General features: G+C 72.4%; 21 protein-coding genes. 8 read left to right on the plus strand and 13 right to left on the minus strand.

The genetic code is table 11. The annotated features are described in order from the left end of the window. Nucleotides 1-83 precede the first annotated feature (83 nt). The 7 genes from E1212_RS07640 to E1212_RS07670 form a co-directional block, all read right to left on the minus strand. Nucleotides 84-1,037: a hypothetical protein gene (locus E1212_RS07640; RefSeq protein WP_203416586.1), complete on the minus strand. Its 954-nt coding sequence runs from the start codon at nucleotides 1,035-1,037 to the stop codon at nucleotides 84-86. A 109-nt stretch (nucleotides 1,038-1,146) separates the two neighbouring features. After that, nucleotides 1,147-2,061, minus strand: a complete 915-nt coding sequence (locus E1212_RS07645; RefSeq protein ID WP_131980960.1) for a nucleotidyl transferase AbiEii/AbiGii toxin family protein — start codon at nucleotides 2,059-2,061, stop codon at nucleotides 1,147-1,149. Next, nucleotides 2,058-2,687, minus strand: coding sequence for a type IV toxin-antitoxin system AbiEi family antitoxin domain-containing protein (locus tag E1212_RS07650; RefSeq protein ID WP_203416588.1), 630 nt, complete (start codon nucleotides 2,685-2,687; stop codon nucleotides 2,058-2,060). Before E1212_RS07650 ends, E1212_RS07645 begins: the two co-directional genes overlap by 4 nt. A 53-nt stretch (nucleotides 2,688-2,740) precedes the next feature. Further along, entirely contained in the window at nucleotides 2,741-3,127 is a 387-nt protein-coding gene (locus E1212_RS07655) for a RidA family protein (protein ID WP_131980962.1), read from the minus strand. Further along, nucleotides 3,124-3,693 carry a helix-turn-helix domain-containing protein gene (locus tag E1212_RS07660; protein WP_131980964.1) on the minus strand — a complete coding sequence of 190 codons (570 nt, stop codon included), beginning with the start codon at nucleotides 3,691-3,693 and terminating at the stop codon, nucleotides 3,124-3,126. The genes E1212_RS07655 and E1212_RS07660 overlap by 4 nt, the downstream gene beginning before the upstream one ends. A gap of 37 nt (nucleotides 3,694-3,730) precedes the next feature. Next, on the minus strand, nucleotides 3,731-4,108 hold the full coding sequence (locus E1212_RS07665; RefSeq protein ID WP_131980966.1) for a hypothetical protein: 378 nt from the start codon (nucleotides 4,106-4,108) through the stop codon (nucleotides 3,731-3,733). Nucleotides 4,109-4,162: 54 nt separating this feature from the next. Next, complete coding sequence (locus E1212_RS07670) at nucleotides 4,163-4,861, minus strand: potassium channel family protein (RefSeq protein WP_203416590.1); 699 nt, start codon at nucleotides 4,859-4,861, stop codon at nucleotides 4,163-4,165. A gap of 95 nt (nucleotides 4,862-4,956) precedes the next feature. On the opposite strand from E1212_RS07670, the gene E1212_RS07675 reads away from it, so the two are divergent. Then, entirely contained in the window at nucleotides 4,957-5,349 is a 393-nt protein-coding gene (locus tag E1212_RS07675; RefSeq protein ID WP_162605375.1) for a RidA family protein, read from the plus strand. 13 nt (nucleotides 5,350-5,362) lie between these two features. Here the strand turns inward: E1212_RS07675 and E1212_RS07680 are convergent, their stop codons facing one another. Continuing rightward, on the minus strand, nucleotides 5,363-6,583 hold the full coding sequence (locus E1212_RS07680) for a mandelate racemase/muconate lactonizing enzyme family protein (RefSeq protein WP_131980972.1): 1,221 nt from the start codon (nucleotides 6,581-6,583) through the stop codon (nucleotides 5,363-5,365). A gap of 426 nt (nucleotides 6,584-7,009) precedes the next feature. Here E1212_RS07680 and E1212_RS07685 point away from each other — a divergent pair, with 426 nt between their 5' ends. The 6 genes from E1212_RS07685 (at nucleotide 7,010) to E1212_RS07710 (ending at nucleotide 12,656) form a co-directional block, all read left to right on the plus strand. Next, nucleotides 7,010-8,464 carry a restriction endonuclease gene (locus tag E1212_RS07685; protein WP_203416592.1) on the plus strand — a complete coding sequence of 485 codons (1,455 nt, stop codon included), beginning with the start codon at nucleotides 7,010-7,012 and terminating at the stop codon, nucleotides 8,462-8,464. 93 nt (nucleotides 8,465-8,557) lie between these two features. Beyond that, nucleotides 8,558-9,037 carry a hypothetical protein gene (locus tag E1212_RS07690; protein WP_203416594.1) on the plus strand — a complete coding sequence of 160 codons (480 nt, stop codon included), beginning with the start codon at nucleotides 8,558-8,560 and terminating at the stop codon, nucleotides 9,035-9,037. Between the two features lie 19 nt (nucleotides 9,038-9,056). Then, the gene (locus tag E1212_RS07695; protein WP_131980974.1) at nucleotides 9,057-9,986 is read left to right on the plus strand and encodes a LysR family transcriptional regulator; all 930 of its coding nucleotides are present in this window, start codon (nucleotides 9,057-9,059) and stop codon (nucleotides 9,984-9,986) included. Between the two features lie 92 nt (nucleotides 9,987-10,078). After that, nucleotides 10,079-10,819, plus strand: coding sequence for an SDR family oxidoreductase (locus E1212_RS07700; protein ID WP_131980976.1), 741 nt, complete (start codon nucleotides 10,079-10,081; stop codon nucleotides 10,817-10,819). A gap of 47 nt (nucleotides 10,820-10,866) precedes the next feature. Continuing rightward, nucleotides 10,867-11,748 carry an SDR family oxidoreductase gene (locus E1212_RS07705; protein ID WP_131980978.1) on the plus strand — a complete coding sequence of 294 codons (882 nt, stop codon included), beginning with the start codon at nucleotides 10,867-10,869 and terminating at the stop codon, nucleotides 11,746-11,748. Then, nucleotides 11,745-12,656: an amidohydrolase family protein gene (locus E1212_RS07710; RefSeq protein ID WP_131980980.1), complete on the plus strand. Its 912-nt coding sequence runs from the start codon at nucleotides 11,745-11,747 to the stop codon at nucleotides 12,654-12,656. The genes E1212_RS07705 and E1212_RS07710 overlap by 4 nt, the downstream gene beginning before the upstream one ends. On the opposite strand, the gene E1212_RS07715 is transcribed toward E1212_RS07710, so the two are convergent. After that, nucleotides 12,633-13,379 carry a phosphotransferase enzyme family protein gene (locus tag E1212_RS07715; RefSeq protein WP_131980982.1) on the minus strand — a complete coding sequence of 249 codons (747 nt, stop codon included), beginning with the start codon at nucleotides 13,377-13,379 and terminating at the stop codon, nucleotides 12,633-12,635. The genes E1212_RS07710 and E1212_RS07715 overlap by 24 nt on opposite strands. A gap of 42 nt (nucleotides 13,380-13,421) precedes the next feature. On the opposite strand from E1212_RS07715, the gene E1212_RS07720 reads away from it, so the two are divergent. Next, the gene (locus E1212_RS07720) at nucleotides 13,422-13,715 is read left to right on the plus strand and encodes a Dabb family protein (RefSeq protein WP_131980984.1); all 294 of its coding nucleotides are present in this window, start codon (nucleotides 13,422-13,424) and stop codon (nucleotides 13,713-13,715) included. On the opposite strand, the gene E1212_RS07725 is transcribed toward E1212_RS07720, so the two are convergent. The 4 genes from E1212_RS07725 to E1212_RS07740 all read right to left on the minus strand — a co-directional run bounded on the left by E1212_RS07725 (nucleotide 13,697) and on the right by E1212_RS07740 (nucleotide 16,831). Next, complete coding sequence (locus E1212_RS07725) at nucleotides 13,697-14,443, minus strand: MBL fold metallo-hydrolase (RefSeq protein ID WP_131980986.1); 747 nt, start codon at nucleotides 14,441-14,443, stop codon at nucleotides 13,697-13,699. The genes E1212_RS07720 and E1212_RS07725 overlap by 19 nt on opposite strands. Before the next feature lie 127 nt (nucleotides 14,444-14,570). Further along, nucleotides 14,571-15,107 (minus strand): LURP-one-related/scramblase family protein, encoded by a 537-nt coding sequence (locus E1212_RS07730; protein ID WP_131981121.1) that lies wholly within the window; start codon nucleotides 15,105-15,107, stop codon nucleotides 14,571-14,573. Nucleotides 15,108-15,166: 59 nt separating this feature from the next. Next, nucleotides 15,167-16,123, minus strand: a complete 957-nt coding sequence (locus E1212_RS07735) for a phosphotransferase enzyme family protein (protein WP_131980988.1) — start codon at nucleotides 16,121-16,123, stop codon at nucleotides 15,167-15,169. Nucleotides 16,124-16,135: 12 nt separating this feature from the next. Next, a complete protein-coding gene (locus E1212_RS07740; protein ID WP_131980990.1) occupies nucleotides 16,136-16,831 on the minus strand; it encodes a B3/B4 domain-containing protein in 696 nt (231 codons plus the stop codon). Nucleotides 16,832-16,860 lie beyond the last annotated feature (29 nt).

Here is a 16,860-nt window from a genome sequence, read left to right on the forward strand (position 1 = left end):
GGGCGGCGTCGATTCATGATCTGCCGAATGTAACGGGAGAAGATGAGACGCGGCGGCCTGCTGAGCCGCCGCGTCTCAGCGTGTCACTGCTTGAACTCGCCCGGGCCGTTGACCTGCCACGGGTCGTCGCCGGACTCCTGGATGTCGCTCACCGGGATCCGGTAGCTCAGCACCTCGGAGCTCCTGCGGCTGATGCCCCACAGTGTCGAGTTCTGCCGCGCGTCGTCCCAGGCGATGCCCTGGCCCTGGATGCCCGGCAGCGTGACGGTGGCGACCCACTCCAGTTCGCTGCCGGCCTTCGGCAGCTGCATGACGTACGCCTCGGGCAGGTCGTGGCCGGTCAGCCACAGCCGGCCGTCGGGACCCCACGAGCCGCCGCTGTTGCTCATCACGTCGAAGCGGTCGAGGATCTCCTTCGGGATGGTCCACGACTCGACCACTTGGAAATCGTCGTCCAGCTTCACGACCTGCGTGTTGTAGGTCTCGCCGTACGGGATCTCGGTGCCGTTGCGCGGCCGGTCGTAGTTGGCGAACGTGGCCCACCAGGCGCCGTCGTGCCGGTCCAGCCAGGTCAGCGAGCCGCGGTAGATGCCGAAGCTGTGCGTGCCGGTGTGGCGCATGGTGCGGGTGTCGAAGATCTCGATGGAGCTCTCCATCGGGTACTCGGAGTAGTTCGAGTGCGCCGCGTAGAGCCGTCCGTTGTGCACGACGCCGCTGTCGAGGTGCTCGATCGGGCCGTCGTCGTCGCCGGCGAACTGCAGCAGCGGCTCGCCGGTGATGCGGTCGTGCTTGGTGATGGTGCTGTTGTTGACGGCGTAGAAGTACCGCCCGTCGACGGCGACGCCCTGGTTCGCGTCGAAGGCGTCGTAGCGGGCGATCTCGGTGCCGGGGAGCACCTGGTCGGCGCCGGACGCGGCGGTCTTGGCGACGACGGCGCCGGCCTGCGGCACGGCCTGCGCGACCAGCAACGTCCCCAGCGCGGCGGCGGTCGTCGCGACGGCGGCGGCCGTGGTCGCGAGCTTCCTGCGGCGGATCATGGGTCCTCCGGGTGTCTCGGGGGTGGTGGCACAGAAGCCTCGAACCCGCCCGGATCCACCGTGGGAACGCCCCTCGGCGGCCGAATGAAGCGTCCATGAACGGCGCGGCTCAGGCTGTGGGCGTCGCACTCCAACGGCGGGCACTCGCCGACCATCTGAGTTGCCCGTGCTCCTCCGCGAGTGGGTCGGCGAAGGTCACGACGGCAGCGACCACCTCGGCGAAGTCGCGCGGCAGGTGCGCGCCGTCGGCGCGGAGCGACGTGCGGTAAGCGGCATAGGTGGTGCGGCGCAGTTCGACGAGGTCGTCGATCGACTCGGAGAGCGGTGCGGCTGGAGATCCGCGGAACTCGGTCGTCGCCAGGAAGGCCGTCCGCGCCGCGGCGTGGCCCAGGTCGTGCGCACCGGTCAAGGTGTAGATGTCGGCATAGTCGCGGACTCGGGTGTCGGTGGCGCCCAGAAGGACGGCTGTGGCGATCTTCTGGGCGAGCACCGTCTCGATCGGATAGCCGAGCACCCGAACGTGCTTGGTGTCCGGACGTAGGGGCGGTAGCTCGACGAATCGTGGAGCGGGCGAGATCGGGTCACCGAAGTTCACGTCGAGCCGGAACTTGACCGCCGCCTTGGCGAGCCGGGCCTCCATGGTGATGCGCACTCCGGAGTACAGGGCGTCGTCACGGATGACGCGGGCCTGCGCCGTCTCGGGCAGGAACTCCACGCCGTCGTCATCACCCGGGCGCGCGGCGATCTCGGCCACGACCTGGATGACTGTGTCGATGTCGTTGGCGAGGTGGCGCGCGAGCGCGTCGGCGTCCACGGTCGGCCGGCGTGCGCCGAATGCGGCGAGCAGCATCCCGCCCTTGAGCACGAAGCGGTCGGCGTGCTGGGAAGCACTCAGCCGGGCCAGCCAGCGTTCGACCACGTAGAGCGTCAGGAGTTCCTGGGTGCCGCGGCCCTCGCGGCGGGCCCGGTTCTGTAGGTCCAGGTAGGCCCGTCCGGCAGGCGTCTTCCTGGTAGGCCTGGTCACAGTGCGCTCGCCACGTCGAGGGCCCTGCGCATGGGGCCGAGGACGTCCAGTCGCGCCGCTGTCCGCAGCAACTCACGCGGCTTCGCATCTGGCCGCCGCAGGTATCGATGCAGCGCAGCGTGTGCCACCGGCTCGCCGAGCCTGTGGCGCAATCGCATGAGATCGACGACGGTACGGGTGGGGTCGTAGATCCGGACCCGTTCCCCGGGAGCCGCCTCGACCCCGGACAGCCCGAGGTCGAAGGTGAAGGCGTCGAAGCGGAACACCTCAGTTGGCGGATAGGAGATCCTGGATGGGCGGCTCCCACGCGGCACGGCCAGTTGGACGAGGCTGGGCAACTCGTCGGTGAGGTCGTGCACAGCTGCTGCCGAGATGCAGCAGATCACGGCACGCGGTGCACGGTAGGCGATTGCCAGCAAGTCCGGGTGGGTGGCCAGTGGCGCGTCGGCGTGGCGGAAGACGCCGCGGGACAGCTCGATGACACGGCCCTCGTCGCGCCATCGATAGAGGTCGCGAGGATGAACGCCCCACTCGAGCGCGGTGCGGGTCGTGAAGGTGTCGGGCAGCTCGTCCGCTGGTGGAGCCATGGATAGAAGTGTCGCACGAAAGTCGTATCCGTGCGACACTCTTATCCGTGCGGCGAGGGGAGCTGCCGATGCAGCCTCTCGCTGCCACCAGGTCAGTCGACGGCGATGGCCTCGATCTCGAGGAGCCAGTCCTCGGAGTAGATGTCGCAGATGATGATCGTGAGCGCCGGGGTGTGGTCGCCGAGCACCTCCTGCCGGATCCGGCTGTTCGCCTCGCGGTGGCGCCGGTCCGAGAGGTACGTCGTGACCTTGGCGAGGTGCTCGACCCCCATGCCGGCCTCGGCGAGGACGGCGAGCACGTTGCGCCAGGTGAGCCGGCACTGGTCCTCGAACTCCGGCGGCACCCGTCGGTCGCCGCCGGCCCAGGGGACCTGGCCGCTGACGTACACCGTCCGGCGGGCGCCGGTGACCAACGTGCCGTGCGTGTAGTTGCCGGTGGCATCGGGCAGGACGGCGGGGTCGAGCCGTTCGATGGTCATGCGGGCTCCTTCGCGACGTGCATGGCGGTGTAGTAGACGCATTCGGTGGTGCCGGGGTTGGCGAACTCGTGGACGGCGTCGCCGGCGTAGTACAGGGCATCACCCGCGGCGAGCCGGTACTCGACCCCGTCGACGGTGACGGCGAGCGCCCCGCTCTCGACGGCGACGTACTCGCGCGACCCGGCGGCGTGGGCCGTGAACGAGCCGAGGACGACGCCGGCCGGGATGGTGGTGCGGATGAACTCGAACTCGACGCCGGGCAGCGTGGGGGAGAGGATGCGCCGCTGCCAGCCGCCGGCATCGGTGATCGCCGGCTGGTCCTCGACTCGGCGGACGATCACCCGCTCGGCCCTGTCCTCGCCCAGCAGCCGCGCGACGGTGACGCCGAGCGCCGTCGCCAGCCGGGCCAGCACCAGCACGGTGGGCATCTTCGCGCCGCGCTCGATGTCGGAGATCATGCTGCGGCTCACGCCGCTGGCCGCGGCCAGCGCCTCGAGGCTCAGCCCGCGCCGCCGCCGCTCCGCCTTGAGCTGCGCGCGCAGCCGCTGCGATAGGTCGTCCGCCATAGCGGAATACTATCCGCTATGGCGTCGGCGGTGGCGCTCACTGCTCGCCGCGGCGTCGTCTCCACTGCCGGATGCTGACGCCCACCGCCGTCGTGACGGCGGCGCCGGTGGCCGCCTTCTTGAGACAGCCTGAGAGGTTCTTGCAGGTCGGGACCGGGTCGGGCTCGTGCGGGTTGTGGGTCACGTGCACGCGGTCGGCCGGGATCCAACCGTTGCGCGACGGGAAGCTGTTGCCCTCGGTGGTCATCTGCTTGTAGAACCACTCGCCCTCCCACTTCTGGGCGAGACACGTGACGTTGGTCCGGAACCGGTCGCCGCTGAGGATCCCGACCACGAGGTGGTCGTCGTTGTAGATCGGCACCGTCCCGGAGAGGTCGTTCATCGTGACGACCGGGAAGTTCGCGTCGAGTCCCATGGCCTGCCCCCTGCCGGCGTGAACCTGCGATGGCAGCCGAGCGTACCGGCTTGATCACCGGTCGAGCCGGTTCCGCAGCGCCCGGATCTCCACCGCGAGCGCCTCGACCTGGGCGCGGGTGGCCGCTTGCTCGCTCGTGTCGTTCTCGGCGATCCGCTGGACGATCCACGACGCGAGGGTCGCCGTCACCGTCCCAAGAAGCGCGATGCCGCCGAGCATCAGAGCCGAGGCGACCACTCGGCCGGTGCCGGTGACGGGGACGTGGTCGCCGTAGCCGACGGTCGTCATGGTGGTCAGTGCCCACCACGCGGCATCGCCGAACTCGGTGATCGTCGCCTCAGGATGCAGGCGCTCGGCCTCGAGGACGGCAAGGGCGGCGACGAAGATCAGCAGAGCGGCGGCGCCGGTGACATAGATGATCACGCGGCCGCGGAACGCGGTCGCCGCCGACCGGTTGAGGAAACGCAGCATCGTCAGCACGCGTAGCAGCCGGAGCGGCCGCAGCAGCGGCAGGGCGACGACGGCGAGGTCGACGAGGTTGTGGGCGACGAACCGCCCGCGGTGCTCGGCGAGGGCGATCCGGACGAGGTAGTCCAGGCCGAACACGGCCCACGTCGCCCAGCCGACGGCGGCGCATGCCGCGACCAGGCCGGGAGACAGATCGGGGTCGAGGATCGGCCATGCGTAGGAGACCAGGAAGAGCAACGCCGCGGCCATGAGCGGCCATTCGGTGCGCTGTTCCCAACGGTCCACCCACGAAGACTCCCACCCACCCCGGACGGTTGACATGGAACGACGCCCCACCGGAGGGTGAGCGAGGCCCGACCCGACATTCCGAGGAGAGACCTGTGATCGAGTACATCGAGCCGGACCCCGACAACCCGCCTCCGGTGCCGTTGTCGTCCGCCGTCCGGGTCGGGCGGTTGCTGTTCGTGTCGGGGCAGGCGTCGACGGAGCCGGGCAAGGGGATCGTGGCGGACACGTTCGACGGGGAGTTCCGCCGCACGATCCGCAACCTCGAGGAGATCCTCGCCGCGGCCGGTGCCACGCTGCGCGACGTGGTGCAGGTGCGGGCGTTCCTGCGCGACGAGGCGTCGCGCGAGCGCTACAACGAGCTGTACGCGCAGGCGTTCCAGCCGCTGTACCCGGCGCGCACCACCGTCGGCAACCACTTCTCGTTCATCCAGGTCGAGATCGACTGCGTGGCCGTGCTGCCCGACGGCGAGGACCCGACGGCCTGACGGCCGCGTCACCCTAGGTCGACAGCACCTTTCCCGGCACGCTGACGAACTCCTCGTGCCCGGGCCGGAACGGGAACCGCTCCTTGATCTCGTCGGTGAGCGTGACCCCCAGCCCGGGCGCCTGGGGCGGCAGCACACAGCCGTCCTCGATGACGAGGCTGTCGCCCCACAGCAGCGTGTGCAGCTCACCGCCGTCGGGCGGGATCTCGACGATGAGTGACGACGGCGAGGCGAAGGCGGCGTGCACGTTCTGCAGCACGCCGCCACCGCCGCTCCACGCGTGCGACGCGACCCACCCGCCTTGCGCCGCCGCCAGCCGACCCACCTCCACGAAGCCCGAGACGCCGAGCCAGGCCGCGTCGGGCTGCGCCACCGCGAACGCCCCGCGCGACAGCCACAGCCGGAACTCCTCGACGCTGGTCAGCTGCTCGCCGCCGGCCACCCGCACCGGCGCGCCGCTGGTCAGGGCCGCGTACTCATCGGGGTCGTCGTAGGGGAGCGGCTCCTCGAAGAACTCCACGCCCCCGGCCCCGACGCCGTCGAGCACGGCTCGCGCGGTGGGCACGTCCCAGCGCTCCGCGCCGGTCTTGTGGCCCATGTGCCCGTCCAGCATGAACGCCACGCCGGGGCCGGCATGCGCGCGCATCAGCGCCAGCTTCTCCGCCTCCAGGCCGGCGATCTCCGTGATCGACGACGGCGGCGCCTGCGGTCTGCGGGTGGTTCCGTCGAACCAGCCGGACCCGACCTTGACGGCGGTGAAACCCAGCGACAGGTAGTGGTCCAGCTTCCGCTTCAGCTCGTCCGCCGGCCAGTTCGACGGCCCGCCGGTCGCGTAGGCGGGCAGCCGCGAGTACGAGGACCCGCCGAGCAGCGAGTACACCGGGACGCCCTCGGCCTTGCCGGCCAGGTCCCACAGTGCGGCCTCGACGGCGCTGATGACGGCCGCGCCGACGCCGACCCGTGCCCAGTACACCAGGCTGCGCCGCATCCGCTGCGTCAGCACGACGGGATCCACCGTGTCGCCGTGCAGCAGGATCGGCCGCACGTACTCGACGATCGGCGCGATGAGCTCGGGCGCGAAGTAGCCGGCGTAGGTCTCACCGACGCCCACCAGCCCGGCGTCGGTGTGCACCTCGACGAAGCCGGCCGTGCGGGTCGCCTTGGCGACGGTGATCCACGGGTCGTTGCTCGACGGTCCCGTCAGCAGCACGGGCCGGACGTCGGTGATGCGCACAGGCGGCCTCCTCGCCCGACATCGAAGATGGAATACCGTGCCATGTCAAGATCCCGCAGTGTCGTCATCGCGAGTCGCGGCAGAAGTCAGACGGCAAGCCGACACGTCGCAGCAGGTCCGGGCGTCGATCACTGGCTTTCGTCCTGACGCCGGGCGTTCACCGAGTTTTCATCGACAACGCCCGTCCGGCGGCTTTCTCGATCATTTTTGGCATTATCCGGCCATATAATGGTCCTTACCGTTGCCGCGTCGAGCCTGGGGCGGATCATGACGCGACGGAGCACTGAATCGCACGACGACCCCCATCCCCGAGATCCCCGGCGGCTCCCCGGTTCCGCCGTCGGGCACCCGGCCGAGCGGCCAGCCGCACGGCCCCGAGACGACGAGAGCGAGCACGTCCGGCAACAGCAGGCCGACGCCGCCGACATGACGAGCGCGCTCGCGGCGCGCGTCGCCGAGCTCGAGTCCGTCCTCGTCGACGGCCTCGCGGGCAACCCCGTCCACGTCGACCAGTTGCGCCACAGCTACCGGCCGTGGCCGTTCGTGCCCGACCGCGCCCTGGTCACCCCCGCCGAGTCGCCCGCGTGGGACGACTACGCGCCGCCGGAGCTCGGCTGGGTCGCGCGGCTGCTCGTCGGCGGCCGGCGGCGGGCGGCCACGCAGGCGCGCACCCGCTTCGAGCGGGCCGTCCGCGCCTACCGCGACCACGAGGCGCTCCGGCTGGCCGCGCTCACCGAGGCCGAGCGCCGGCACGCCGTCGCCGAGGCCACGCGCCGCGAGCAGATCGACCGGCACAACGCGCTGGTCGACCAGGTCGAGCTCGGCCTCGACGCCGGCGACCCGCGCGGCATCGCCGACTACTACGAGCTGCTGATCCAGGCCGCGCGGCTGCCCGACGGCGTCTCGGCCGAGGTCGACGTCGCCTACCGGCCCGACGCGCGCCGGCTGCTCGTGGTCCGCGAGCTGCCGACGGCCGAGATCATCCCCGTCGTCCGCGAGTACCAGTACGTCCGTGCGCTCGACAAGGTCGCGCCGCGGCTGCGCACGGCGAAGGAGATCCGCCGGCTCTATTCCGGCCTCGTCGCGCAGCTCGTGCTGCGGACCCTGCACGCGGCGTTCGAGGTGCAACCGCCCGGCCCGGTCGACGAGGTCGCCGTCAACGCGCACGTCACGACCCGCAATCGCGCCACCGGCCGGGCCGAGCATCCGTGCCTGGTCAGCGTCACCGCCACCCGCGAGCAGTTCGGCGACCTCGTCCTGGCCCGCCTCGACCCGCGCGAGTGCCTGCGCCACCTCGACGCCGTCGTGTCGCCGCATCCGTGGGACCTCGAGGCCGTCCGCCCGATCTTCGATCCCGACCTGTCGAGGTACCGCGTCGTCGACCCGATCGACGCCGCCGCCGTCCTCGACGGGCGGCCGGTGCTGCTGCAGCTGCGGCCGGCCGAGTTCGAGCACCTCGTGCGGCAGCTGTTCGAGGCGATGGGCATGCGGTCGTGGGTCACGCAGGCCTCCGGCGACGACGGCGTCGATGCGGTCGCCGTCAACGCCGACCCGATCATGGGCGGCGTCTGCGTCGTCCAGGCCAAGCGTTACCGCAAGGTCGTCCCGCCCGACGCCGTCCGCGCGCTGGCCGGCGTCATGGACGACAAGCGGGCCGGCCGCGGCGTCCTCGTCACCACGTCCTGGTTCGGGCGTGCGACGCACGAGTTCGCCGCCCGGCACGGGCGGATCCAGCTGATCGAGGGCGGGCAGCTCACCCACCTGCTCGCCGAGCACCTCGGCCTCGAGGTCACCGTCGGCCCGCTCGACCGGCCGCTGCCGAAACAAGGCGGCGCGAAGCAGCCGGGCCCGGTGCACGACGCCGATTCGGCACCGTTGTGAGATCGATGCCCCGATGATCTTGCGTTGGGGCGGGATCGTCAGACAGGGTCGTCGTGACAATCCGGTTGTCTCGGGGCAAGGAGGATCCACCGGATGAAGCGCGCCCTTTCTGTGTGTGCCATAGTCCTGCTCACTCTGCTCGGTCTCGCCGCGCCCGCGACCGCCGGCGGAGATCCCGAACCCGCCGTCGGCGGTGAGGAGCGGGCCGTCGCGGCGGGCGGCCCGTGCGGCTCGACGTACCGGCACATCGGCCACTACGCCATCGGCTCGCCGGTCAAGGCCTACATGGACGTCTACTGGTCCAGCACCACGAAGCGGAACTGCCTGGTCACCAATCACACCGGCGCCACGTACGGCGTCCTGCTCTACACCCAGGCGACCATCAAACCGTCCGGGTCGGGCTACTCGTGGCCTTCGTGTCCCAGCAGCGTCGGCTGCGACGGCGAGATGTATCGCTACTACGCGGGCCCGGTCTACACGCCGGCCGGAGTCGACATGTCCAACAAGTGCGTCGACATCAAGGGCTACATCATGGACATCGGGCGGACGCTGACGAACATCCACTGCGGCTGACGTACGCCACACTGGCCTCGTGGAGTTGAGGCAGCTGGAGTACTTCGTCGCCGTCGCGCACGAGAAGAGCTTCACGCTGGCCGCGAAACGGCTGCACGTGGTTCAGAGCGCCGTCTCGGCCGCCATCGCGGCGCTCGAGAAGGATCTCAAGGTCACGCTGTTCGAGCGCAACGCGCAGCGGGTGGTGCTGACGGAGGCCGGTGCGGCGCTGCTGCCCGAGGCTCTGGCGGTGCAAGACGCCGTCCAGGGCGCGCGCGACGTGGTCGACGAACTGGGCAGCGGGCTGCGCGGCCGAGTCCGGGTGGCGATGCTCGGCGGGCTGGCGCTGGTCGACCTGCCGGCCGTGGCTGGCGTGTTCCGTGCCCGCCACCCACAGGTCGAGCTGCAGCTGCGGGTGGAGTCGACGGGGTCGGCGGGCAACCTGGCGGCGCTGCTGGCCGGCGAGTGCGACGTCGCGTTCCTCGCGCTGGCCGGGCCGCCGCACCGCGACGTCACCGGCTGGGAGCTGGTCCGGGTGCCGAACGTGCTGGCGGTGCCGGTGGGGCACCGGCTGGCGCGACGGCGTCGGGTCACCCTGGCCGACCTCGCCGACGAGAGCTTCGTCGACTTCCCGCTCGGCTTCACCAACCGTGCGGTCGCGGACCAGGTCTTCGAAGCGGCCGGCATCGCGCGCCGCATCGCCGTCGAGGTCGCCGGAGTCGACGACGCCGCCGCATTCGTCCGCCACGAGGTCGGCGTGGCGCTACTGCCGGAGTACGCGGCGCGGCTCGTCGACGGCGTGCGGACGCTGCCGGTCGAGGGGCAGACGTTCGAGTGGTCGGTGCACCTGGCGATGCTGCGCAAGCGCCGGCCGTCGGCCGCGGTGCAGGCGCTGCTCCGGCTGGTCATGCGGCACGTCCGGCTGCTCGACGGCACGGTCGTCGGCGCGGACTTGCATCAACGCCACTGATTCGGGCATCGAGGAGATTCGTTTGTATTGATGCACTGCCGGGCTCAGGATCGAGATGTCAGCACGACAGCTCAGATCCGGAAGGACCGGCCATGACCGACCAGAACACTCCCCGCGTCGCGATCGTCACCGGCGGCTCCCGCGGCATCGGCCGCCAGACCGCCGCCCGGCTCGGTAGCGAGGGCTACGCCGTCGTCGTCACCTACGGCGGCGCCAAGGACGAGGGCGAGCAGGCCGCCGCCGAGGTCGTCGCGGCCGGCGGCCAGGCGATCGCCGTCCAGGCCGACATCGCCGACGAGACCTCCGTCGCCGCCCTCTTCGACGAGGCCGAGCGGGTCTTCGGCGGCGTCGACGTCGTCGTGAACTCGGCCGGCATCATGCGGCTCGCGCCGCTGGCCGAGCTGGACCTCGCCGAGCTCGACGCGCACCTGCGCACCAACGTCCGCGGCGCCTTCGTCGTCGACCAGCAGGCCGTCCGGCGGGTGCGTCCCGGCGGCGCCATCATCAACGTCACCAGCTCGCTGACCCGGTTCGCTCGGCCCGGCTACTCCGCCTACGCGGCCAGCAAGGGCGCCGTCGAGGCGATCACGCTGATCCTCGCCCGCGAGCTGCGCGGCCGCGACATCACCGTCAACGCCGTCGCCCCGGGCCCCACCAGTACCGCGCTGTTCCTCGAGGGCAAGCCGCAGGAGCTGATCGACCGGATGGCGGCCGAGGTGCCGCTGGAGCGGATCGCCGCCCCGACGGACATCGCCGAGGTCATCGCGTTCCTCGCCGGCCCGGCCCGCTGGATCAACGGCCAGACGCTGTACGCCAACGGCGGCGCGATCTGACGCCGCCGGCCGCCGACCCTCAGACTCATCGACAGGAGAACCCGATCATGAGCACGATCCTCATCAGCGGCGCGTCCAGCGGCTTCGGCGCCCTGACCGCCCGCTCGCTGGCCGACGACGGCCACACCGTCTACGCCGGCATGCGCGACCTCGCCGGCCGCAACGCCCCGGCCGCGGCCGAGGCCGAGGCGCACCCCAGCGGCCGGCTGCGCCCCGTCGAGCTCGACGTCAGCACCGACGAGTCCGCCCGGCAGGCCGTCGCCACCGTCGTCGGCGAGCAGGGCCGCCTCGACGTCCTGATCCACAACGCCGGCCACATGGTCACCGGCCCGGCCGAGGCGTTCACGCCCGAGCAGCTGGCCGAGCTCTACGACACCAACGTCGTCGGCACCCAGCGGCTCAACCGCGCCGCCCTCCCCGTTCTCCGCAGACAGCGCGACGGGCTGGTCGTCTGGGTCGGCAGCTCCAGCACTCGCGGCGGCACCCCGCCGTACCTGGCGCCGTACTTCGCCGCGAAGGCGGGTATGGACGCGCTCGCCCAGAGCTATGCGCTCGAGCTGGCACGGTTCGGCATCGAGACCACCATCGTCGTGCCCGGCGCGTTCACCCACGGCACCAACCACTTCGCCCACAGCGGCTCGCCCGCCGACACCGCCGTCGCCGCCGAGTACGAGAAGGAGTACGCGGGGCTGATGGAGCAGGTCGGGCAGAAGCTCGCCGAACTGGAGCCGGAGTGGGCCGACGTGACGGAGGTCGCGCGGGCCATCGTGGGCGTCGTCGGCACCGAGAAGGGCCGCCGCCCGTTCCGCGTGCACATCGACCCGTCCGACGACGGCTCGGTCGTGGTCAACGCCGTCGCCGACCGGGTCCGCGCGGAGCTCCTGCGCCGCATCGGCCTCGACGACCTGCTGCACCCGAGCGTCGCATGACGCTGGTCGACGTCCATGCCCACTTCCTGACCGAGGAGTACGTGGCGGCCGCGGTCCGGGCCGGGCATCGCGTCCCCGACGGGATGCCCGGCTGGCCGCGGTGGTCCGCCGGCGAGCACCTGGCGCTGATGGACGCGCACGGGATCGACCGGGCGATGCTGTCGGTGTCGTCGCCGGGCGTGTACTTCGGCGACGACGTGCGGGCCCGGGTGCTGGCGCGGCAGGTGAACGCGGCGGCGTCGTCGCTCGCCGAGAGCCGGCCGGACCGGTTCGGCTTCCTCGCCGCGCTGCCGCTGCCGGACCTCGACGGCGCGCTGGCCGAGGCCGGGCACGCGCTCGACGAGCTGGGGGCGTCCGGGGTCGTCGTCCTGACGAACGCCGCCGGCCGGTACCCCGGCGACCCGCGGCTGGAGCCGTTGTGGCGGTCGCTGGACGAGCGGGCCGCCGCCGTCCTGTTGCACCCGACGTCGCCGCCGAACTGGCGCGACGTCGCGCTCGACCGGCCCCGGCCGCTCATGGAGTTCCTGTTCGACGGGGTCCGCGCGGTCGGCGACCTGGTGCTGTCGGGCGTGCTGGCGCGGTATCCGCGGATCCGATTCGTCGTCGGCGACGCGGGATCGGTGCTGCCGCTGCTGGCGTCGCGGCTGGAGCTCCTGGCCGACGACGGCGTCCGGCTCGCGTCGCAGCTGGGGTCGCTCTGGTCCGACCTCGGCACCTCCGGCGTCTGGCCGTCGGTGACGGACCGCGTGGTCTACGGCAGCGGCTTCTGCTTCACCCCGGCCGACGCCGTCGCCCGGCAGCTCGCGCGGCTCGACGCGGCCGCCGCCGACTGGCGCGCGGTGACGACCGCGAACGCGGCGCGGTTGTTCGACGGGGTGACGGCGTCAGCTGCCGGTCCGCCCGCGTAGCTCGGCCAGCCGGCGGGCGGCATACTCGGGCTCGGCGACCCAGCAGGTGGCGACCTCCCAGGCGACGCCCGCGGTGACGAGGTCGGCCCGGTCCATGGGCACCGGCACCTCGATGTCCTCGGGCAGGTGGGCGAAGTCGAGCCACGGCACGTCGGCGCGCGACTCGTCCCAGTCGATCAACGTGACCTGGTCGCCGTCGACGAGCACGTTCCCCGCGCCGAGATCGCCGTGAACGGCCGTCGGAGGGGTGGGCGGGAGGCGGCGCCAGGAGGCGCGGACCAGCTCGCCCGCGCTGTCGGGCATGGCCGCGAGGTCGACGTCGCCGCCGCGGGCGGTCGTCAGCAGCGCCGTGCTGCTCGCGAACCCCGGCCGCTGCGGCCACCCCCGCGTGCATTCGTGGACGGACCCGGCCGCCGCGACCACCCGGCGCCAGTCGTCCGCAGTCGACGGAGGGCCGCCGGTGACGAACGGGTGCACGAGCACCCCACCGGCGCCCCAGCGGCGACCGTCGTCGGCCGGGACGATGCCCGCGACGGCGACACCGTACGCCGCGAGGTGCCCCAGCAGGTCGAGTTCCCAGGTCAGCGCCGGTTCCGGCCGGCCGGACACGCGCACCGCGAACCGCTCGCCGCCGCGACGGGCGAGGAACACCGGGTTGCGGGCTCCGCCGCGCAGCGGCTCGACCAGCTCGAGCCCGGCCCAGGCGGTGACGTCGGGCAGCATCCGGACGTTCTACCAGGAACGGGGCTCCGTTACGCTCCGACCATGATCCGCCACACCGTTGCCTTCCGTCTCCGTCACGCCGCCGGCTCTAACGAGGAGCGCGACTTCCTCGCCGCAGCCCTTGCTCTCGCGGACATCCCCGGCGTCGAGCGCTTCGAGCAGCTGCGGCAGACGAGCCCGAAGAACGACTTCACCCTCGGCTTCTCCATGGAGTTCGCCGACCAGGCCGCCTACGACGGCTACAACGAGCACCCCGTGCACGTCGCCTTCGTGGCCGACCGGTGGGCCGCCGAGGTCGACGACTTCCTCGAGATCGACTACACGCCGATCGTCTGAGTACCGGGCACGGCGAGAGCCACGCGGCCCGCGCCGGTCACCGTCGCCGCCGCGGTCAGGTACGCGGCGGGATCGCTGCCCGGCCACAGGTGCGTCAGCACGATCCGGCGGGCGCCGGCGGCCGCGCCCTGCTCCGCCGCCTCGACGGCGCTGCACAGCAGCCCGGCGTCCTCGTCCGGCACGGCGTCGGGGTAGGTCGCCTCGATGAGCAGCAGGTCGGCGTCGCGGGCGAGCTCGACCAGCGCCGGGTCCGGGCCGGCGTCGCCGCTGTAGGCGAGCGTCGCCGTCCCGGCGCTGATCCGCACGCCGAGGTTCGGGACGTGGTGCGGCAGCAGGGCCGCCGTGAGCTCGAACGGCCCGGTCCGCAGGGTGTCGCCGTCGTCGACCACGATCAGCTCGACGGCGCTCGCCATGGACCGCATCGAGTCCAGCGCCAGGACGGCGTCGACGGCGCCCGCCGGGGCCAGCACCGGCAGCGGCGGCACCGGCACGTCGCCGAGCGCCCGGGCCCGCAGCAGCGGGTTGAGGTCGGCGCAGTGGTCGGGATGCCGGTGCGAGACGACGACGGCGTCGACGCCGGCCGCGTCGACCGCTGCCAGCAGTCTGGGCAGGACGGCGTAGCCGGGATCGATCAGCAGCCGGAAGCCGTCATGCTCGAGCAGATAGCCGCTGCACGCCTGACCGGCCGCCGGCCAGGCGCCGCAGCCGCCGAACACCGTGAGTCGCATCCGGCGATTCTCCCCGCCCGGGGCGTCAGGCCGCGATGCGGCCTCGGGCCGGCGACGCGCTCGACGCGATGCTCGTGGCCGCGCACCGTCGCGACGCCGGCGTCGTGGTGGCGGCGTTCGACCCGCGTCAGTGGTCGTGGGTCATCAGGTCGAGGGCGACGGTGGCCGCGAGGACGGGTACCGGGTCCTGGCCGGGCGCGATCTCGACGCCGTAGGTGTCGGCGATCCGGAACCACTTCTTCGAGACGGTCGCGACGGACGTCCGCCCGTCGGTGAAGGTGTACTCGTGCTCGACGATGTTCCCCTTGACGTCGAGGTCCGGCCCGCCGCTGATCTGGACGCTCCACCGATCGCGGAGCGGGCTGATCAGGGCCTTCTTGATCATCGCGATGCGGTTGCCGTCGGCGTCCTCGACCTCCATCGCGTCCTTGACGTGCAGGAGCCGTTCCTGGATCCTCGCCACCTCGCGCCCGCCGGGATCCTCGAGGATCAGCGTCTTGCGCAGCCTCAGGGCCTTCCCGTCCACCTTGTAGGCGCGCTGCCCGTCGCCGGTCTCGATCCAGAAGTCGTCGCCGATCGACATCAGCCGCTGCCGCATCCGATAGTGGACGGGCTCGCCGTAGCGCCGCTCCTCGCGTCGTTCGCGCCGTCGCCCCAGCGCCATGCCGACCACGTCCTCTCCTCGGCTCCTCCCGAGCATGCGCCGGACGCGCCGGGCCGGCCTCACCCGGGGTGAGTGATTCCCGCCAGCAGGCCGTCGAGGCGGACGCGGGTGTGCGGGTCGTCGAGCGCCTCGTTGATCCAGGCCTCCGCGTGCGACCGGCTGGGGGAGCGGTCGTTGGGCCGCAGCCAGTCGGTGGCGGCGAGCTCGGTGATGTGCCCGAGCACCGCGATCAGCATGGAGAAGTCGCCGCGCTCGGTGACGCGGCCGGGACCGCCGGCGTCGGTGTAGGCGGCGACCAGGGCACGGGCCCGGCCGGGATCGGTGCGGCCGTACTCGAACAGCACGACGGCGAGCTCCTGGCTCGGATCGGCCGGGCCGCTGTTCTCCCAGTCGATGATGCACACACCGCCGGAAGCCAGCGGGAGGAGATTGTCGGCCACGAGGTCGCGGTGGCAGGTCCGGGGCGCGGCCGGGGGAGCGAGCCACGACTCCAGCCCGACCAGCTCGTCGCGCAGCACGGCCAGCTTCGCGGCGAACGGCGCGCCCTCGGCGTCCAGCTCGTGGATCAGCTCGTCCCACCGCGGCGCGCCGACGGGGTCGAGGTACCAGCGGTCGATGTCGGCGAACGGCGCGGCCGGCTCGGCGCCGGGCACCCGGTGGGTCGCGGCGACGGCGGCCCCGACCAGCTCCGGGTCGAGGAGCGGATCGGGGTCACCCAGGTCGACCCACTCGTAGACCCGCAGCCGGATTCCGTCGACGACGGCGAAGAGGTCGCCCTCGGTGGTGCGGGGGATCCGCGGCGCCGGGACCCCGGCCGCGGCGGCCGCCTCCTGGAACGCGGCGGCGGGCGCGAGCGCGGCCTCGTCGTCGGGGCGGAACGGCACCTTCACCGCCCATCGTCCGTCAGTGGTGGTGAGCAGCCAGACGGCGCCCTGCTTGCCGCGGGCGGCCGGACCGTCGGACAGCGCCGCGCGGGCTCCGAGGGCGAACCGGTCGGCGATGGCGGCGGCGTCCACGACGCCAGTCCATCACATCTCGGCGACCGGCCGATCCGCCGTGAGGAGGGTCAGTGCCGGCGTCGTGCCCGGCCAGGCCCGGGCGACCTCGGCGGCGATCGTCGTGAGCAGCGCCTCGACATCGGCGTCGGCGCCCGGGTGCAGGGCCTCGCTCACGATCAGCACGTCGCGGGTCTCGGGCCGGACGGTGGACGTGCTGCTCTGCTTGTACGTCCAGCGCCGCGCGTGCGCGTGCCCGGCCTCGTCGGCGAAGATCACCTCGCCGGGTGCCGGGTGCTCGACGTCGCCGGCGAAGGTCGCGTAGGCCTCGTCGCCGTGGGCGTGGCGGACCTCGAGGTCGCCCTTGATCCGGTCGCGGTCGAGGACGGCGACGGGGATGGCGGCGGCCGCCGAGACCGCGTTGCACAGGTCGACGAGCGGATGGATCCGCGGCAGCGTGCCCTCCTTGGACAGCCGGCGCAGCAGCGACTCCGCGGCACACCGGTACTGGGTCGGCTTCAGCCCCATCGCGGCGAACGTCCGGCGCCAGGCCTGGATCTGGGGGAGCTCGCTGACGGCGGTGGTGGCGAGGATGGTCGTGGCGCGGGCGACGTGGGCCGCGACCGCGTCGTCGACGTCCGCGCCGTCGTCGATGCCCTCGACGGCGACGACCCCGGCCGCGAGCATGGGATGGTCGGCCCTGATGCCGGCCGCGTGCTGGAACCGCATGGGGTGCATGGTGGCGTGCCGCCGGTGGT

Source organism: Jiangella ureilytica (assembly GCF_004348545.1).
Classification (GTDB): Bacteria; Actinomycetota; Actinomycetes; order Jiangellales; family Jiangellaceae; genus Jiangella; species Jiangella ureilytica.